Origin of the sequence: Ruoffia sp. FAM 26255, assembly GCF_045528525.1 — a bacterium.
In the GTDB taxonomy this organism is placed as follows: Bacteria; Bacillota; Bacilli; order Lactobacillales; family Aerococcaceae; genus Ruoffia; species Ruoffia tabacinasalis.
Genome location: NZ_JBGQQX010000020.1, coordinates 19001 through 37389, shown reverse-complemented (window position 1 = coordinate 37389; position 18389 = coordinate 19001). Strand labels below are relative to the sequence as shown.

At 38.7% G+C, this 18389-nt stretch carries 15 protein-coding genes and 1 pseudogene; all 16 read left to right on the top strand.

What is annotated here, in order from left to right:
* Positions 1-171 (top strand): annotated as a pseudogene (locus ACEN31_RS05550) (IS30 family transposase); the annotation flags it as partial.
* A 137-nt stretch (positions 172-308) separates the two neighbouring features.
* Positions 309-2492, top strand: coding sequence for a glucose PTS transporter subunit IIA (locus ACEN31_RS05545; RefSeq protein WP_407108872.1), 2184 nt, complete (start codon positions 309-311; stop codon positions 2490-2492).
* Between the two features lie 326 nt (positions 2493-2818).
* On the top strand, positions 2819-4195 hold the full coding sequence (locus ACEN31_RS05540; RefSeq protein WP_407108871.1) for a glycoside hydrolase family 1 protein: 1377 nt from the start codon (positions 2819-2821) through the stop codon (positions 4193-4195).
* A 32-nt stretch (positions 4196-4227) separates the two neighbouring features.
* Positions 4228-6249 carry a BglG family transcription antiterminator gene (locus ACEN31_RS05535; protein WP_407108870.1) on the top strand — a complete coding sequence of 674 codons (2022 nt, stop codon included), beginning with the start codon at positions 4228-4230 and terminating at the stop codon, positions 6247-6249.
* Positions 6250-6252: 3 nt separating this feature from the next.
* Positions 6253-6561, top strand: coding sequence for a PTS sugar transporter subunit IIB (locus ACEN31_RS05530; protein WP_138404875.1), 309 nt, complete (start codon positions 6253-6255; stop codon positions 6559-6561).
* 36 nt (positions 6562-6597) lie between these two features.
* Complete coding sequence (locus tag ACEN31_RS05525) at positions 6598-6924, top strand: PTS lactose/cellobiose transporter subunit IIA (RefSeq protein WP_407108869.1); 327 nt, start codon at positions 6598-6600, stop codon at positions 6922-6924.
* Positions 6925-6933: 9 nt separating this feature from the next.
* Positions 6934-7377 (top strand): DUF3284 domain-containing protein, encoded by a 444-nt coding sequence (locus tag ACEN31_RS05520; protein WP_407108868.1) that lies wholly within the window; start codon positions 6934-6936, stop codon positions 7375-7377.
* Positions 7374-8807 (top strand): glycoside hydrolase family 1 protein, encoded by a 1434-nt coding sequence (locus ACEN31_RS05515; protein WP_407108867.1) that lies wholly within the window; start codon positions 7374-7376, stop codon positions 8805-8807. Before ACEN31_RS05520 ends, ACEN31_RS05515 begins: the two co-directional genes overlap by 4 nt.
* A 1-nt stretch (position 8808) precedes the next feature.
* Positions 8809-10209, top strand: a complete 1401-nt coding sequence (locus ACEN31_RS05510) for a PTS sugar transporter subunit IIC (RefSeq protein WP_407108866.1) — start codon at positions 8809-8811, stop codon at positions 10207-10209.
* 1 nt (position 10210) lies between these two features.
* A complete protein-coding gene (locus ACEN31_RS05505) occupies positions 10211-10375 on the top strand; it encodes a hypothetical protein (protein ID WP_197104334.1) in 165 nt (54 codons plus the stop codon).
* Positions 10376-10646: 271 nt separating this feature from the next.
* The gene (licT, locus tag ACEN31_RS05500; RefSeq protein WP_407108865.1) at positions 10647-11474 is read left to right on the top strand and encodes a BglG family transcription antiterminator LicT; all 828 of its coding nucleotides are present in this window, start codon (positions 10647-10649) and stop codon (positions 11472-11474) included.
* A 224-nt stretch (positions 11475-11698) separates the two neighbouring features.
* Positions 11699-13660 (top strand): beta-glucoside-specific PTS transporter subunit IIABC, encoded by a 1962-nt coding sequence (locus tag ACEN31_RS05495; RefSeq protein ID WP_407108864.1) that lies wholly within the window; start codon positions 11699-11701, stop codon positions 13658-13660.
* A gap of 158 nt (positions 13661-13818) precedes the next feature.
* Complete coding sequence (locus tag ACEN31_RS05490) at positions 13819-15258, top strand: 6-phospho-beta-glucosidase (RefSeq protein ID WP_407108863.1); 1440 nt, start codon at positions 13819-13821, stop codon at positions 15256-15258.
* A 31-nt stretch (positions 15259-15289) separates the two neighbouring features.
* Entirely contained in the window at positions 15290-15868 is a 579-nt protein-coding gene (locus ACEN31_RS05485; RefSeq protein WP_407108862.1) for a histidine phosphatase family protein, read from the top strand.
* The gene (locus ACEN31_RS05480; RefSeq protein ID WP_407108861.1) at positions 15825-16709 is read left to right on the top strand and encodes a Cof-type HAD-IIB family hydrolase; all 885 of its coding nucleotides are present in this window, start codon (positions 15825-15827) and stop codon (positions 16707-16709) included. Before ACEN31_RS05485 ends, ACEN31_RS05480 begins: the two co-directional genes overlap by 44 nt.
* 17 nt (positions 16710-16726) lie before the next feature.
* Positions 16727-18148, top strand: coding sequence for a glycoside hydrolase family 1 protein (locus tag ACEN31_RS05475; RefSeq protein ID WP_407108860.1), 1422 nt, complete (start codon positions 16727-16729; stop codon positions 18146-18148).
* The last annotated feature ends 241 nt before the right edge of the window (positions 18149-18389 follow it).

Here is an 18389-nt window from a genome sequence, read left to right as displayed (position 1 = left end):
AATACAAATGGACTCCTTAGAGAGTACTCACCGAAAGGTGTTGATTTGACAGATGCAACTGATGAAGAGATACAAGGTTGGGCAACGAAATTAAATACACGTCCCAAAAAATGTTTGAATTGGAAAATACCTTATGAAATCTTTTATAAAACTGTGTTGCACTTAATTTGACAATTTAAGCTGCAAAAAAATGGTAACGGAATTAATGAAATATCATTACATTAACAGTTGTACATAATATTAAAAATGGTATAATTGGTACGGTTTTATCTATATTTTTAAATATTTTGAAAGGGGAATCGTTTTTTATGAACGGAAAATTCTTTAACCTAATGCAAACATTAGGTAGATCTTTCATGTTACCGATCGCTTTGTTACCGGTAGCTGGTCTATTTCTTGGTATTGGTGCAACCATTACTGGGGACGCATTTATTGCACAGTGGGGCTTAGAAAGCATTCTAGGCGAAGGTACAATCCTTAACGGGATCTTAAGTATCTTAACTGATGTTGGAGACATTATTTTTGGAAATCTGGCATTGTTATTCGCAATTGCGGTGTCGAGTAGTTTAGCTACTGCTCGTAAAGAGGTTGCGGCACTATCGGCCGTTATTGGTTACTTAGTCATGTATCAATCAATTACAAGTACGTTGGCAAACTTTGGTGACATTGAGTCGTTAAAAGAGATCAACGGTTTAGTTGGTTCAGTCTTAGGTTTTGAAGAAACATTGAATACAGGAGTATTCGGTGGGATTATTATCGGTTTAGTTGTTGCTTACTTACACAACAAATTCTACCGTGTTAAATTCCCAGATGCTTTATCATTCTTCGCGGGAACTCACTTTGTTCCAATTATCTCAACCGTTGCTGCTTTAATCGTTGGTGCAATCTTAGCCTTCGTTTGGCCATTCATCGGTGGAGGAATTGCTTGGTTAGGTGAGACAATCGCAGGATCTGGTCCAATTGGTGGGTTCTTCTACGGTTACGTATACCGTGCATTAATTCCATTCGGTTTACACCACGTGTTCTACTTACCATTCTGGCAAACAGCTATGGGTGGTTCTATTGAGGTTGCTGGTGAAGTAGTTAACGGAGCGCAAAACATTGTCTTCGCTCAATTACAAAATGGTGATGTTATTAGTCCAGAAGCGGCTAAATACTTCTCATTCGCATTCCCAATGATGTTAGTTGGTTTCCCAGCTGCAGCATTAGCAATGTACCATACAGCTAAACCTGAACGTAAAGATGATGTTAAGGGACTCTTATTCTCAAGTTCATTAACTTCGTTCGTAACAGGTATTACAGAGCCGATTGAATTCGCAATTCTATTCGCCTCACCTGTATTATACTTCGGAGTGAATGCGGTATTAGCAGGTCTATCGGTTGTTATTGTTGAATTATTAAATATCGGGGTTGGGTTTACCTTCTCTGCTGGTTTCCTAGACTTCTTCTTATACGGTATGTTACCGGGTAATGAGAGAACTAACTGGATTATCTTAGCGATTTATTCAATTATTTGGGGTCTAGTTTACTACTTCCTATTCCGCTGGGCGATTACGAAATTCGACTTAAAAACACCCGGTCGTGAAGATGATGAAGAAGAAACTCGTTTACGTAGTAAAGATGAGTACCGTGAAGAGCATGGTATTGGTCAAGCTGCTAAAACAACAACAACTTCATCAACAGGTGAATTAACTGAAGAGGAGTTACGCTCACAACAAATTTTAGAAGGTCTTGGTGGACAAGACAACTTAGCTAGCTTTACTAACTGTGCAACACGTCTACGTGTAACAGTTGAAGATGGCGAGCAAGTGAATCAAGCACAATTACGTCGTACAGGTGCTGCTGGAGTTACTGTAAGTGGTAAATCTGTACAAGTTATCTATGGTACTCAAGTTGGTGGAATTGCGACTGACTTAGAAGATTATATTAACCGTGTTAATAAAGGTGAAATTCAAGTCACTGAAGCTACTTCTCAAGAAGCAGAAGTAGTTGTGGATGAAGAGCCAAAAGCAACTCCAGCAAAAGAAGAAACTGAACAAACAGTTGAAGGAATCGCAAGTCCATTAACAGGTCGTGTGGTTGCTTTAACAGATGTTCCAGATGCAGCTTTTGCAAGTGAAGCATTAGGTAAAGGGGCAGCAATTGAGCCAACAGTTGGTGAAGTTGTATCACCAGTTAATGGTAAAGTTGTTACTGTATTCCCAACAGGTCATGCGATTGGTTTACAAACTGAAGCTGGCGCTGAAATCTTAATTCACATCGGGCTTGATACAGTTAATTTAGACGGTAAAGGCTTCAATGTGTTAGTTGATGCAGACGAAGAAGTAACTGTTGGACAAAAATTAGTTGAATTCGATATCGATCTAATTAAAGAAGCTGGTTACTCAACAATTACACCTGTTGTTGTAACAAACACAGCAAACTATAACAATGTCTCTGCTTCTGAGTTAGAAACAGTTAACGCAGGTGACGAGTTAATTACAATTGATTAATGATTGGAATTAATAACTAAAGTTTAAAAAGAAACCGCTAGTATCGGAAAAGGTACTAGCGGTTTCTTTGCCTTGTTAGGGATGATAGCGTTTAACCGGAACATTACAAAATTATTCTTCCGCTTCTACTGAAGAAAGCACACCAATCAAGGGTTATAGTTCCCCTTCCGCTTCATAAAGGAAAATGTTTAACCATGAAAACATTTACATTGCGCTTTGAGAGAAATAGAATAGATTTATAAGTTATAGCTGACATATTTCCAGTATTTAAATTACTTAAGGAAGAAAGCATAAGGCCGTTATAAATTTCAAGGAGGCAGATATATATGTATAAATTTCCAGATGGATTCTTGTGGGGGACATCTACATCAGGTCCACAAAGTGAAGGTGTGGAACCTGGAGACGGTAAAGGAATGAGTAATTGGGACTATTGGTTCCAAGTGGCACAAGAGAAATTCCATAATGGGGTAGGACCAGGTCGCACATCAACATTTTATAAGAACTATAAAGAGGATATTGATTTTCTTGAACAAACGGGACACACAACCTTTAGAACATCAATCCAATGGTCACGATTAATTCCTGAAGGTGTTGGGGAAGTGAACCAACAAGCAGTTGAGTTTTACCGTGATGTATTCGAACGCATTAATGCTAAGGGCATCAAGTTGATGATGAATTTATACCACTTTGATTTACCTTATGCCTTACAAGAAAAAGGTGGCTGGGAAAATAAAGAAACAGTCTACGCATTCCGTGATTTTGCAGCGACATGTTTTGAACTGTTTGGCGATTTGGTGGACACTTGGTTTACATTCAATGAGCCCATCGTACCAGTTGAAGCAGGTTACTTAGGTGACTTTCATTATCCAGCCAAACATGACTTTAAAGCAGCGATTCAAGTCGGGTACAATACACAACTTGCGAGTTCAATGGCAGTTGAAGCGTGTCACCGATTGAATCCAGATCACCGAATCAGTGTCATCCTGAATTTAACGCCGGCGTATCCGAAAAGTGATAGCCCTGAAGATAAGAAAGCAGCGCGCATTGCGGAATTATTCCAAGCGAAAAGCTTCTTAGATCCATCAGTGAAAGGTGAGTATCCAGAGGAATTAGTACAAATTGTTAAAGACGCAAATGCTTTACCAGAGTTTACCGACAAAGAATTAGACATTATCAAAAACAACACGGTCGATTTCTTAGGTGTAAATTACTATCAACCATTACGTGTACAAGCACCGTCACACACAGGTGACATTGATGTCGCATTAGGTTTAGAGAATTACTTCGACAACTACATTATGCCAGGTAGAAAAATTAATCCACACCGCGGTTGGGAGATTTACGAACAAGGTATTTATGATATCGCGATGGATATTAAAGAAAATTACGATAACATCGAATGGATCTTGACTGAGAATGGTATGGGGGTTGAAGGCGAAGAGAAATTTAAAGTAGACGGTATGATTCAAGATGACTACCGCATTGAATTTATCCAAGATCATTTAAAAGAATTACACCGAGCCATTCAAGACGGCGCAAACTGCCATGGTTATATGTTATGGACATTTATTGACTGCTGGTCATGGTTAAATGCTTACAAAAACCGTTATGGTTTAGTCGAATTAGATTTAGAAACACAAGAGAAAACAATGAAAAAATCAGGTTACTGGTTTAAAGAATTGAGCGAGAATAACGGCTTTTAAGCCAGTATACCTTTAGAAGGTGAGAATAAAAGATGAGTAATTTACCCATAAATAGTAAAGACGCTCAGATAATACAGTTTTTATATAAAAAATCAGACGACTATCTATCAAGTACGTTGATTGGTGAACACATTAGTGTTTCAGACCGAACCGTACGTAAATATATTAAGAATATTAAACAATTTCTACCAGAACACGGTGGGAAAATCGAAACGAAAAAAGGCTATGGCTTCAAATTAAAAGTCACTGACAGCGTGAAGTTTAACCGGATGTTAGAAGAGTTGAGTTCTAACCGACGCAACCCTTCTGATGTTCTGTCTATGACGGAAGCGAAAGACCGAGAACGATTCATTTTAAACAAGATTTTTTTAGAAGATCAGTTGTTAACGGTGGATGAATACGCGATTGAGTTATTTGTTAGTACATCAACGATTATGCACGCTCTGCAAAACATACGCAACTTCTTCAGTCATTATGATTTAACTTTACGTAACAATGTGAATGAAGGGGTATCTGTTGAAGGACCTGAAATTGAGAAAAGACGCTTTATCTTGAATTACTTTTTTGATTCAAAGCAAATCGATTACTTTATGGACTTTAATCATGACCATTTTGCAGGCTTAGATTTATCGATTGAGTCATTATTTATTATAGTTTTAGAAGAATGTCGCAATGGCGCAATTCAATTATCTGATTATGTATTACAGAATCTTGTCTTACACCTTGCTTTAGCCATTGTACGAATTAAGGCAGGTAAGACGATTGATTCCTTTCGAAGTAAGCAAAGTCTGGATATTAGTTATGAGATTGAAATTGCGGACCGCATCGTAAAGCGAGTGGAAACATTAGCGGATGTGACGTTTCCAGATGATGAAGCCAACTACATTGCCCTCCATCTGAAGTCTAAATCTAAACATGATAAAGCCGATGATCCGGAAGCAAGTAAGACGGAGTTACAAAACCAGATTATTGAAGTTTTATCACTGATTGAGAAAAGTAGTGAGATGCAATTTAGTATGGATCCCATGCTTGTGATGGGATTGGAGGCGCATTTTGAACCGTTACTGACTCGGTTGAAGATGGACATTCCATTAAAGAATCCCCTATACGAGGAAGTATATGAAAAATACGCCCCCGTATTCAATGAAACGAAACGGTACTTTTCTCAAATGCCTCTATTAAAAGACTTTGAGATTGATAATCATGAATGGGCTTATATTACCTTACATATGTTGGCGTCAGTTGAGCGGTTCCGTCAAAGTCAACGTTTGAAAGTGATCGTGATTTGTTCTACCGGAATGGGAAGTGCGCAAATGCTTCGCAACCGATTAGAGAATGAGTTTGGTCAGAGCATCCAAATTGTAGATGTTATTAGTTACTACCAACTGAATGAGAGTCAATTGGAAGATGTGAATTTAATCGTCTCAACGATTGATATTTCAGTATCTTTCTTCTCAATTTCAGTCGTTCGTGTCAGTGTCTTTTTAACCGAATCAGACATTGCTCAAATTGATGCTTACATTAAAGACCGGAGTTCAACCGACAGTTTCGTAACACCGAAATTACTGGCTGAAAATCATGCCCTGCGATTATTTGACACTTACTTTAGTGAAGATAGATATTTAGTCACATCAGGGCCGCAGACGCGCGACACACTTTTGAAAGAATTAGTGAGCAGCTTAACGGGTTGTCAAACACCGTCGCAAGTGAATGAATTTATTAAACATATTGAACTGAGAGAACGTTTTGGTTCCCTCGCTTTCTCAGATACAATCGCCTTTCCACATCCGTCGATTGCCTTAACAGTGCATAGCGAGATGGCGATAGCCATTGTACCAGAGGGGATGTATTGGGACGAGGATCACCAAGCAGTCAAGTTTATTATATTAATGTCACCGTCAAAAGTGATGAATAAAGGCTTAAGTCAAGTGACAGATTACTTCGTTGATTTAATCGACAATGAAGCCGATCAGGCTGAGTTATTGGAAGAGCCCAGTTTTGAACATTTTAAAGAAAAATTTATAAAAAATCATACAAAGCAAAAGGAGAAATAGAATATGAAAGAGATTATGTTAGTTTGTAACGCAGGTATGTCAACAAGTATGTTAGTAACAAAAATGCAAAAAGCCGCTGAAGCTCAAGGTGTCGACGCAAAAATTTGGGCAGTATCATTATCAGAAGTGGATGAAAACATTAAAAAGAATAACATCGAAGCCATCTTAGTTGGACCGCAAGTAAAATTCGTCGTTAAAAAATTCAAAGCCGCTTATGAACCAGAGATTCAAGTGACAGATATTCCAATGGCAGATTATGGAAGAATGGATGGAGAGAAAGTTCTAGCTTTAGCACTTTCCCTGCTTGACTAAAAAAGAAACGGAATGGACAGATAGGAGTACAGACAAATGAGTGAACCAGTAAATTTAGAAGCTATTATGGGCTTAATTATGTACGGCGGAGATGCTAAAGGAAAAGCGATTGAAGCCATTGAAGCAGCTAAAGAATATGATTTTGAAGCCGCTGAAGCGAAGATTGCTGAAGCGAGTGAATCTTTAGTCACAGCGCATCAATCTCAAACAAGTTTATTAACCAATGAAGCTCAAGGCGAATCGATGGAAGTGTCTTTATTATTAATCCACGGACAAGATCATTTGATGAACGCGATTACCTTTATTGATTTAGCCAAAGAAGTAATTGATATTCATAAAAAATTCGCTGCCTTAGAAAAGTAGGTGAAAGGATTGGAAATTACAAAAGTATATGATGCACATTCGGAAGATTTCTTTCATCTTCTAAGAAATTCTTTCAAAGCAGATTATCAAAGTAATACTAAAAAAGCCATAGATGTGTTAGATATTCAACCAGGACTCAAGTACACAAAACATTTTGGCAAAGACAATAAACAAAAAGTGCTTATTGAAGTGGAAGAGATGACTTTTCCACTTCATTACCGAGTGAAGTTATCTTCGAATCGAGGAGATAATATTATTGAATACTTAGTTGAACCAAAAGATGACAATGAAATAGAGGTGACTTACCGAGAAGAATACGTGAATACGGATTTTTTCACTAAATGGAATAACAAACTATTGTATCCATTATTTAAGAAGAAATTTCAAAAACGGATGGAAGCACAAGTCGATAATTTAATAAGACATTCTAAAGTAAGGAAGGGAAGCCAATGACAGTAAAAAACTTTCCAAAAGGCTTTCTATGGGGATCTGCTTCGGCAGCTTATCAAGTAGAAGGCGCTTGGGATAAAGATGGTAAAAGTGAATCAATTTGGGACCGCTATGTTCGCATTCCAGGAACAACTTTTAAAGGAACGAATGGTAACTTAGCTGTCGATCATTATCACCGTTACAAAGAAGATGTTGCTTTAATGGCAGAACAAGGCTTAAAAGCTTACCGATTCTCTATTGCTTGGACGCGAATCTTACCTCAAGGCCGCGGGGAAGTAAACCAAGCGGGTATCCAGTTCTATTCAGACCTAATTGATGAGCTGCTTGCCCATGATATTGAGCCGGTAGTGACGATTTATCATTGGGATTTACCGCAAGTGTTACAAGAAGAGTATGGTGGATGGGAATCACGCCAAATTGTGGATGACTTTGTTAATTATTCCGCCGTTCTCTTTGAAGCTTTCGGCGACCGCGTTAAGTATTGGGTGACATTAAATGAGCAAAATATCTTTATGACTTTAGGATATGTTCAAGAACTCCACCCACCGAAAGTTCACAGTTACCAGCGCATGTATAATGCCAACCATAATGCGAACTTAGCGAATGCATTAACAATTAAAAAGTTTCGTGAAATGGAAGTTCCTGGGCAAATTGGACCAAGTTTTGCTTATAATCCAGCCTATTCGATTGATTCGAAGCCAGAGAATGTAATCGCCACTGAAAACTATGAAGCCTTTAACAGCTCATGGTGGATGGATATGTACATTAATGGAAAATATCCTAAGACAGTATTGAAAGCGCTTGAGGGTATGGATATTCATATTGATATCCAAGAGGGTGATGATGAAATCCTTGCCGATGCCCGACCTGACTTTTTAGGAATAAATTATTATCAAACGAATACAGTTGCTTATAATCCAGTGGATGGTGTATCAGTTGGGAAGATGAATACAACCGGCGAAAAGGGATCTTCGGAAGAATCAGGTATGCCAGGACTTTTCAAACGCATGCAAAACCCATTCGTCGAACGAACAAATTGGGATTGGGAAATTGATCCGCAAGGTTTGAAACTAGGTATTAAACGCATTACCAATCGTTATGACATTCCAATTATGATTACGGAAAATGGTCTGGGCGAGTATGACAAGTTAACAGAAGACAAAGAAATTCATGATGACTACCGTATCAAATACATTAGTGACCATGTGGATGCGATTGGAGAAGCTATCCAAGAAGGTTCAGATGTGATTGGTTACTGTACTTGGTCTTACACGGATTTACTGTCATGGCTGAATGGGTATCAAAAGCGTTACGGTTTTGTGTACGTTGACCGTGAAGAAGATGATGCGACAGCGAAGTTAACACGTTATAAAAAAGATAGTTACTATTGGTATAAAAATTTAATAGAACAATTTAACAAGGAGGTAAATTAATATGTCGTTTAAAGACAATCTTACAGACAAATTTATGGAGATCTCAGGTAGAATCGGATCTCAACGCCACTTAGTCGCAATTCGTGACTCATTTATTGCGGCGATGCCGATAACGATGGCGGGTTCAATTGCTGTATTACTGAACGTATTCTTACGTGACTTACCAACAAACTTAGAGTGGGACGGCTTCCTATCCGCTATGGCACCAATTGTTGAAATAAACAGTTACGTGTATGCCGGAACGATTGCCTTAATGGCGATGTTCTTCGCATTCTCACTCGGTAGCAACTTAGCAGAGAGTTACGGTGTGAACTCACTTGCCGGAGGATTAATCTCATTCGCCAGTTTCCTAGCTGTTGTACCTCAAACGATTGATGTAGCAACTGATTTATCAGGTGTTGATGGATCAGTCATTTCATCACTAACAGAATTTGGAATGACAGTGTCTGAGACCGATGGGGTGTCGAGTTTAATGACAAACACAACCGGTCTGTCCTTAAATTATCTAGGTGCGACTGGATTATTCAGTGCATTAATTATTGGGATGATCTCAACGATGATTTATTCATACTTAATGCGTAAGAACATCACGATCAAGATGCCAGATACAGTACCACCAGCAGTTAATAAAGCATTCGCTGCTATTATTCCAGGTACAGTTGCCATTTATGCCTCAGCTATCATTGGTTATTTAGCATTATCATTGACTGGTTTATCACTGAATGATTTAATTTCTCAATACATTCAGTTACCATTAATGGGCTTATCACAAGGTATCGGAAGTGTTATCTTACTAACATTCTTAGTTCAATTATTCTGGTTCTTTGGTTTACACGGACACAACGTTCTTGCACCAATTATGGACGGAGTATACGGAGCAGCCTTAAACGAGAACACTGCCATCTACGAAACTACACGTGATATCGCTCAATTACCTTGGGACTGGACACGAGGATCATTCGATGCTTATGCACAAATGGGTGGTTCAGGAACAACAATTGCTTTAATTATCGCCATCCTTTGGTTCTCAAAACGTGAGGAACACAAAACAATTGCGAAATTATCAGCACCAATGGGAATTTTCAATATTAACGAACCGGTCATCTTCGGTATGCCGGTTGTATTAAACCCACAATTTGCAATTCCTTGGTTAATTACACCACCAATCTTAGTTACGATTGCTTATCTTGTAACTTCATGGGGATGGGTTCCGCCAGTATTCTTAACAGTTCCTTGGATTACACCTCCAGGACTATACGCATTCCTTGCTACCGGTGGTAGTTTTGGAGTAGCTGTCCTATCACTCTTTAATATTGTCGTGGCATTCTTCATCTATGCACCGTTTGTCATTGCAGCCAATCGAGTGAAAGTAGACGACACAACGATTGAGTCTGTGAATTAATATGGATTCAAAATGGAAAACAGCAATTGTTGCTGTAGGTTTCGCAATCATCTGTCTAAGTACAACCGTGGAAAATAATATTCCAACTATCATTACCGGAGTAACATTTGTCTTTTACGGCTGGTATTTACTGAGAAAAGATCGCAAGAAAACAAAGAAAAACTAAATTCAATACATGACTCTATTAAATTTTTACACGATACCTCCACTTGGTCTTGAGACTGGGTGGGGGATTTGTTTATGAAAGCAATTGTTAATAAAAGTTTGTAAAAACGCTTGCATTTTGAGGTAGTATAGGTATAATAACTTTAAAAGGATTGTTACTGAATTTGCAGGCAAAACCTAAATATATGTAAGTGAAAGATGAATGGCGAAGTGCCCACTTTTATTTGCGTATGTTTAGGTTTTTATTTTTGGAAAGGATTGCTTATGAACTTATGCGGATACAAAAAATTCTAAATAATAATGTTGTTCAAACAAGTAATAAGAACAAAGATGAATTAATCGTCATGGGACGAGGCATTGCTTTTCAAGGTAAGGTCGGTGATCCCATTGATGAAGAAAAGATTCAAAAAACATTTATACTAAAAGATGACGATTCGATGTTTGCGGATATATTCAATGAATTAACGACGGAAGAGATAGACACTGTTTTTATAATTGTAAGGTTAGCCGAAGAGAAGTTAAAACAAGACTTTGAAAGTCATGTTTACATTACTTTAGGGGATCATTTGCATTATGCAATTGAGAGACAAAAAGAAAATATGCCGCTAACAAATCCTTTAGCATGGGAAGTTAGACGACTTTATAAAGCAGAATATCAAATTGGAGTTCAAGCACTAGATATCATCGAAGAACGGACCGGTATTCGCTTAGTTGATACTGAAGCATCAGCAATCGCTTTGTATCTAATTAATGCTCAAAAAGAAGGGCATAGGATGGAACAAACGATGCGTGTGCTAAAAATTGTACAAGGTGTTTTAAATATCGTTCGTTTGCATTTCGGCTATGACTTTGATGAAGATTCCTTTGCGTATCAACGCTTTGTTACACACCTTCAATATTTCGCTCAAAGAGTGAATTCTAAGTTACAACAAGGATCGAATGATTCATTCTTATTCGAACAAGTTAGAGATACTTACCCTGAATCATTTAAATGTTCTGAAAAAATCAAACAGTACATCGAATCGACATATGATTTCCCAGTGGGTCGAGAAGAACAAGTGTACTTAACCATACACATTCAGAAATTAACAACTAAATAATTCAATCTACTTTAGGATTGTTACTGGTCAAGCAGGCAAAACCTAAATAGATAGTATGAATGCACACCCCCATTTTGTGGGCTGAGTGTTGTCTAATTCGTATTATCTATTTAGGTTTTTTCTTTTGATCAAATTCGATGAAAAGGAGGAACATCAAAAAATAAAACTAAATAATATACAGGTAAAGAGGCAATCAATGCTTTAAAAATAAGGAGGAAGAAAAAATGGCAAAAAATTATGATGAACTAGCAAAAGATATCGTGGCCCATGTAGGTGGAGAAGAGAATGTCCGCGACTTAAGACACTGTATTACACGACTAAGATTCCGTTTGAAAGATGAGAGTAAGGCTGATACAGAATACTTAAAGAAACGTGATGGTGTCGTGACGGTTGTTCAAAGTGGGGGACAATACCAAGTTGTTATCGGTAATCACGTACCCGATGTGTATAATGCCGTCATTAATAATTCAGATATTGGTGGCGAAGCAAGTACAGAAGATGATGGACCTAAAGGGAATTTATTCGATCAATTTATTGATTTGATGTCTGGTTTATTCCAACCATTTTTAGGACCTATGTCTGCAGCCGGTATTTTAAAAGGTGTCGTAGCTATTTTGGGTGCGTTAGGTATGACTGAAGCCAATGGTGCTTATGCCTTATTAAATGCTGCAGGGGACGGATTCTTCCAATTCTTGCCGTTTATGATTGCATTAACAGCAGCGAAACGGTTCAAGATGAATCAGTTTACTGCGATGGCCGTGATTGGCGCGATGTTATATCCAACGTTAACTAACTTAGCTGAATTACCTGTGCTTTATACGTTATTCGAAGGAACGGTTATTGAATCTCAAATAACATCTACCTTCTTTGGAATTCCAATTATCTTACCACCAGGTGGCTACTATTCAACAGTTATTCCAGCTATCTTTGCGATATTTATTGCCTCAAGATTTGAGAAGTGGTTCGCGAAACGCTTGCCAGATACTATTAAAACATTCTTTACACCATTCTTTACTCTGTTATTAAGTGTTCCGTTATCGATGTTAGTATTTGGCCCTGTGGCGACTTGGTTATCTGACTTAATTGGCGCGGCTTTTATTGCCTTGAATGGCTTTAGCCCAATTCTATTTGGTGTAGTATTAGGTGCTGCATGGCAAGTATTAGTATTATTTGGACTTCACTGGGGACTTGTACCCATTATGATCTTACAAGTTGCTCAAAGTGGGATGTCAAATATTGGCGCGGTTATCAACGCGGTTAGTTTCGCACAAATGGGTGTTATGATTGCGATTTACTTTAAGACTAAAGAAGCAAAAGTGAAGCAACTATCTGTTCCAGCAATTATCTCTGCAGCTTTCGGGGTAACAGAACCTGCGATCTACGGATTCTCATTACCAATGCGTACACCATTTATTATCTCGTGTATTGGTGGGGGGATTCAAGGTGCCTTTATTGGAATTACCGGTACAATGATGTACAACATGGCTGGTTTAGGGGTATTTTCAATTCCTGCTTATATTGACCCATCAGGCGTTGATACACGTAGTTTATGGATGTACTTAATCAATATTGCTGTGGCTCTTTTAAGTGGGTTTGTATTAACAATGTTTACAAAAGTTCCTAAATTGTATGAAGATGAAGTGGATGTAGCAACAACGAATGGCGTTGCTTTAAATGATACAAGTAATACGAGTCTAATCGATGAGACCACAACAGATGATGGTTTAGCAGCTCAAGAAATTATTGCTAGCCCAATTACTGGTCAGGCAATGCCATTGAGTGAAGCACCAGATGAAGTGTTTGCAAGCGGGGCAATGGGTAAAGGAATTGCGGTTGAACCAACAGAAGGCGTTGTTTATGCACCAGTAAATGCGACTGTAACTACTATATTCCCAACAGGTCACGCGATTGGTTTAACAACAGAGAATGGGGCAGAGATACTCATTCATATTGGTCTAGACACTGTCAATTTAGATGGAAAAGGATTCGAAAAACTTGTTGAAAACAATCAGCAAGTTGAAGCAGGACAAGAGCTAGTTCGTTTCGATATCGATTTAATTAAAGAAGCTGGCTATGAAACTGTTACACCGATTGTTGTGACTAATACTGGAAATTATTCAGATGTTTTAGTAACGAATGATTCTGAAATTCAACAAGGTGACTACTTGTTCACAACAGTAAAATAATTTAAATTCACTTAGATGTGTCAGTCTTACACAAAACCACTCATTTATTCGTGAGTGGATGTGTAAGACATTTCAATAAAAGGCAAATAGTAGAGAGTGACAACTGAAACAGTTACAATGGCATTGTAGGGTTACAAAGACAACAAGGAGGAATGGAAATGGGATTTAGAGATGATTTCTTATGGGGAGGCGCAACTGCTGCGAACCAATGTGAGGGTGGATATGATGAAGGTGGGCGTGGTTTAGCCAATGTGGATGTTGTTCCAATTGGAGAAGACCGTGGACCAATTATTACCGGGCAAATGAAGCATTTAGAGTTTGATGATGCTCATTTTTATCCAGCTAAAGAAGCGATTGATATGTACCATCATTTTAAAGAGGATATTGCTTTATTTGCCGAGATGGGCTTGAAGACATACCGCTTTAGTATTGCTTGGACACGTATCTTCCCTAAAGGTGACGAGCAAGAGCCAAATGAAGCAGGGCTTAAATTCTATGAAGAATTAATCGATGAATTACTTAAATACAACATTGAACCGCTTGTGACAATTACTCATTTCGATATGCCAATTCATTTAATAAAAGAATATGGTGGTTGGAGAAGCCGTAAAGTGGTTGATTTCTATGAGCATTTAGTGACGGTGTTGTTTAACCGTTATAAAGGCAAAGTTAAATATTGGCTAACATTCAACGAGATTAATATGATCTTACACGCACCTTTCATGGGAGCAGGCCTTGTCTTTGAAGAGGGTGAGAATCGAGAACAAGTAATGTATACAGCAGCGCACCATGAACTACTCGCAAGTGCAATTGCCACTAAAGTTGCCCATGAAGTAGATCCAGACAACATGGTTGGCTGTATGATCGCGGCCGGACAATATTATCCAAATACACCAAACCCAGCAGATGTTCGCCAAGCACAAATGGATAACCAGGAGAACTATTTCTTTATCGATGTACAGTCACGCGGGGAATATCCAGCTTACGCTTTGAAACAATTAGAGCGTGAAGGCATTGAAATTCCATTCGAAGCAGGCGATAAGGAATTATTAAAAGAGCATACAGTAGACTTTATATCATTCTCTTATTACTCTTCGCGTGTGTCTTCTGCCGATCCAAAAGTGAACGAGAAGACTGCTGGAAACATCTTTGCATCAGTTAAGAACCCATATCTTGAAGCAAGCGAGTGGGGTTGGCAAATTGATCCCATCGGTTTCCGAATTACGATGAACGAATTATATGACCGTTACCAAAAACCTTTATTCGTCGTAGAAAATGGTTTAGGTGCCGTTGATACACCAAACGAAAATGGGGAAATTGTAGATGATTACCGAATCGACTACTTAAAACAACACGTGGAGACAATGAAAGAAGCCGTTGAATTAGACGGCGTTGATTTACTTGGTTACACAACTTGGGGTGTCATTGATTTAGTGTCAGCAGGTACGGGAGAAATGAAGAAACGCTACGGCTTCATCTACGTTGACCGTGATAATGAAGGAAATGGAACTTTAGAACGATCTAAGAAAAAATCTTTTGACTGGTATAAACAAGTAATTGAGTCAAATGGAGAGGACTTAGATTATACGAAAGGTTAATTTAGATCGATTTTTGTAAAGGAGAGAGGATATGTCACGATTATATTTAATGCGGCATGGTCAAACTTTATTCAATGAGTTAAAACGAATTCAAGGAGCCTGCGATTCACCACTAATAGACTTAGGTAAATCACAAGCCGAAGAGGCTAAAAAGTATTTCGAGAGTGAGTCACTTTCCTTTTCGGGTCTTTATTCATCAACCCAAGAGCGTGCGTCTGATACATTAGAAATCGTGAAGCCAGATGAGGCTTATACGCGTCTGAAAGGTTTAAAAGAATGGAACTTTGGTATCTATGAAGGGTCTCCAGAATACTTGAATCCACCCGCTCAAGAAGGGCAAGAAAGTTATGGGGATTACTTCAAGACATATGGTGGTGAATCAGTGACTGAAGTTGAGGAGCGCATGTCTGAAACTTTAACAGAGTTGATGAAACAACATCGAGATGGGAATGTTTTAGCGGTGAGTCATGGAGGTGCTTTGTATGCATTTTATTTAAAATGGCGCAAAGCAGAAGACATTCGTCCGAGCTTTTTAAATTGCTGTATCTTAGTGTACGACTATAAAGATGGGGAATTTGATCTGGTTGAGAGTATCAATCCCGGACAATAAGGAGAATTTTGTGAGCAAATATATTTTTTTAGATGTAGATGGGACATTAGTGACGTATGAAAACCACTTACCGGACTCTGCAGTCAAAGCAATTAAAGCGGCCCAAGCGAAGGGGCATAAAGTGTATACAGTCACTGGCCGTAGTAAGGCAGAGATGTATCAAGAGATTCAAGACATCGGCTTTGACGGTTATATAGGTGGTAATGGCAATTATATCGAAAGTGACAGCGACGTGCTCGCACACCGTACTCTAACCGCTGAAGATACCAATCGTATTGTTAATTGGTTACATGAACGTGGTTTAGAATTCTACCTTGAAGCAAATAGTGGTTTATATGCAAGTGGGAAGTTTGAAGAACGCGGACTGCAGACTATGAAAGATTATATCGCTTATAAAGGCAAAGAAGATAATTCAATGACTGTTCGTAAAGCTTTTCCAGAGATGTTATTCGGTGAAAGTTTAGAGCGTTCTGATATTAACAAGGTAAGTTTTATTCTAGATAGCTACCAAGATTTTAAAGATGCAAAAGCTGAATTTTCAGATTTTAAAGTTGGAACATGGGGCGGTCGCGGTGAGAAAGCTTTATTTGGGGACATTGCTTTAGCTGGAATTAATAAACAAACGGCCCTTGATTTCTTATTGAAAGAAAAAGGTGTTGACCGTCAAGACACATTTGCCTTTGGCGACGCGAATATTGATATACCTATGCTTGAGTTTTGCGGCGTAGGTGTTGCGATGGGTAGTGGTGGCGATGGCATCAAAGCCATGGCTGATTATGTGACAGATGCAACTGAAGATGACGGCTTATATAATGCTTTCAAGCATTTTGACTTAATTTAAAAAAGGAGAGTTAATAAATGACTGAAACAGTTTTTCCAGAAGGATTTTTATGGGGTGGCGCAACAGCGGCGAACCAATATGAAGGTGCCTATAATGAAGACGGTAAAGGGTTGAGCGTTCAAGATGTGATGCCTAATGGTATCACGACACCGCCAACAGAGGAACCAACAGAAGATAACTTGAAATTAGTTGGGATTGATTTCTATCACCGCTATAAAGAAGATATCAAATTATTCGCAGAGATGGGCTTTAAGACGTATCGTACGTCGATTGCTTGGTCACGTATTTTCCCTAAAGGGGACGAGACAGAGCCGAATGAGGCGGGTCTAGCTTTTTATGATGCGGTCTTCGATGAATGTCTAAAATACGGTATCGAACCTTTAGTGACGCTATCGCATTATGAAACACCGCTTCACTTATCACGTGAGTATAATGGATGGGCGAGTCGTGATTTAATCGGCTTCTACGAACGTTATGTGACAACAGTTTTCAACCGCTACAAAGACAAGGTAAAATACTGGCTAACATTTAACGAAATTAACTCGGTATTGCATGCGCCATTTATGAGTGGTGGAATTAGCACACCGAAAGAAGAATTATCAGAGCAAGACTTGTATCAAGCCGTGCATCATGAGTTAGTAGCGAGTGCATCGGCAACTAAAATTGCCCATGAAATTAACCCAGATTTCCAAATTGGGTGCATGGTTCTAGCGATGCCTGCTTATGCAATGACGCCTAAACCTGAAGACGTGTTAGCGGCAAGACATTTTGAAAATAATAACTACTTATTCTCAGATATCCATGTTCGCGGTGAGTATCCTGGTTACGCCAAACGCTTTTTCAAAGAGAAAATTATTAACATTGAATTTGCTGAAGGGGATGCTGAATTACTAAAAGAAAATACCGTAGACTTTATCTCATTTAGTTACTATATGAGTGCGGTCATGGCTGAGAACCCGGAAGAATACAATTCTGGCGAAGGAAACATTATTGGCGGGATTAATAACCCTCACTTAGAAAGTTCTGAATGGGGTTGGCAAATTGACCCAGTCGGCTTACGAATTGTATTGAATGATTTCTGGAATCGATATCAAAAACCACTATTCATCGTGGAAAATGGTCTTGGAGCGAAAGATGAGCTCGTTGAAGGTGCTGACGGTGAACTGACTGTAGAAGATGATTACCGCATCAACTATCTGAAACAGCATTTACAACAAGTAGGTGAGGCTGTCAAAGATGGTGTGGACTTAATGGGTTACACAACTTGGGGTTGTATCGACTTAGTTTCAGCTTCAACAGCTCAACTAAGTAAACGTTACGGCTTTATCTACGTAGACCGCAATGACGACGGATCGGGAACATTAAACCGCTACAAGAAAAAGTCATTCGATTGGTATAAAGAAGTCATCTCGACTAACGGCGAGAGTTTATACAAATAGATTGAAGGAAGCTATCTACTTTTTAGAGTAGGTGGCTTTTTTTGATGGGAAAATTCGGAAACGCGTGTTCAAAAAAGATTCGAGTGCCCGATTTCGGATTGTCTACAAAATATTTATTAATCTACGACTCTGTCTACGATTATTATGACAGAAATAACCTGAGTCCACGAATGAAACGGGAATGTCTCTGATTGTCCACGTTCATAGGACCATTATATCCGGCTAAACATGCATTCGAGAT

What these genes read in the sequence shown, in the direction of transcription:
- ACEN31_RS05545 (WP_407108872.1), top strand. Translation starts at nt 309, where the DNA reads ATGAACGGAAAATTCTTTAACCTAATGCAAACATTAGGTAGATCTTTC.
- ACEN31_RS05540 (WP_407108871.1), top strand. Translation starts at nt 2,819, where the DNA reads ATGTATAAATTTCCAGATGGATTCTTGTGGGGGACATCTACATCAGGT.
- ACEN31_RS05535 (WP_407108870.1), top strand. Translation starts at nt 4,228, where the DNA reads ATGAGTAATTTACCCATAAATAGTAAAGACGCTCAGATAATACAGTTT.
- ACEN31_RS05530 (WP_138404875.1), top strand. Translation starts at nt 6,253, where the DNA reads ATGAAAGAGATTATGTTAGTTTGTAACGCAGGTATGTCAACAAGTATG.
- ACEN31_RS05525 (WP_407108869.1), top strand. Translation starts at nt 6,598, where the DNA reads ATGAGTGAACCAGTAAATTTAGAAGCTATTATGGGCTTAATTATGTAC.
- ACEN31_RS05515 (WP_407108867.1), top strand. Translation starts at nt 7,374, where the DNA reads ATGACAGTAAAAAACTTTCCAAAAGGCTTTCTATGGGGATCTGCTTCG.
- ACEN31_RS05510 (WP_407108866.1), top strand. Translation starts at nt 8,809, where the DNA reads ATGTCGTTTAAAGACAATCTTACAGACAAATTTATGGAGATCTCAGGT.
- ACEN31_RS05505 (WP_197104334.1), top strand. Translation starts at nt 10,211, where the DNA reads ATGGATTCAAAATGGAAAACAGCAATTGTTGCTGTAGGTTTCGCAATC.
- licT (WP_407108865.1), top strand. Translation starts at nt 10,647, where the DNA reads ATGCGGATACAAAAAATTCTAAATAATAATGTTGTTCAAACAAGTAAT.
- ACEN31_RS05495 (WP_407108864.1), top strand. Translation starts at nt 11,699, where the DNA reads ATGGCAAAAAATTATGATGAACTAGCAAAAGATATCGTGGCCCATGTA.
- ACEN31_RS05490 (WP_407108863.1), top strand. Translation starts at nt 13,819, where the DNA reads ATGGGATTTAGAGATGATTTCTTATGGGGAGGCGCAACTGCTGCGAAC.
- ACEN31_RS05485 (WP_407108862.1), top strand. Translation starts at nt 15,290, where the DNA reads ATGTCACGATTATATTTAATGCGGCATGGTCAAACTTTATTCAATGAG.
- ACEN31_RS05480 (WP_407108861.1), top strand. Translation starts at nt 15,825, where the DNA reads ATGGGGAATTTGATCTGGTTGAGAGTATCAATCCCGGACAATAAGGAG.
- ACEN31_RS05475 (WP_407108860.1), top strand. Translation starts at nt 16,727, where the DNA reads ATGACTGAAACAGTTTTTCCAGAAGGATTTTTATGGGGTGGCGCAACA.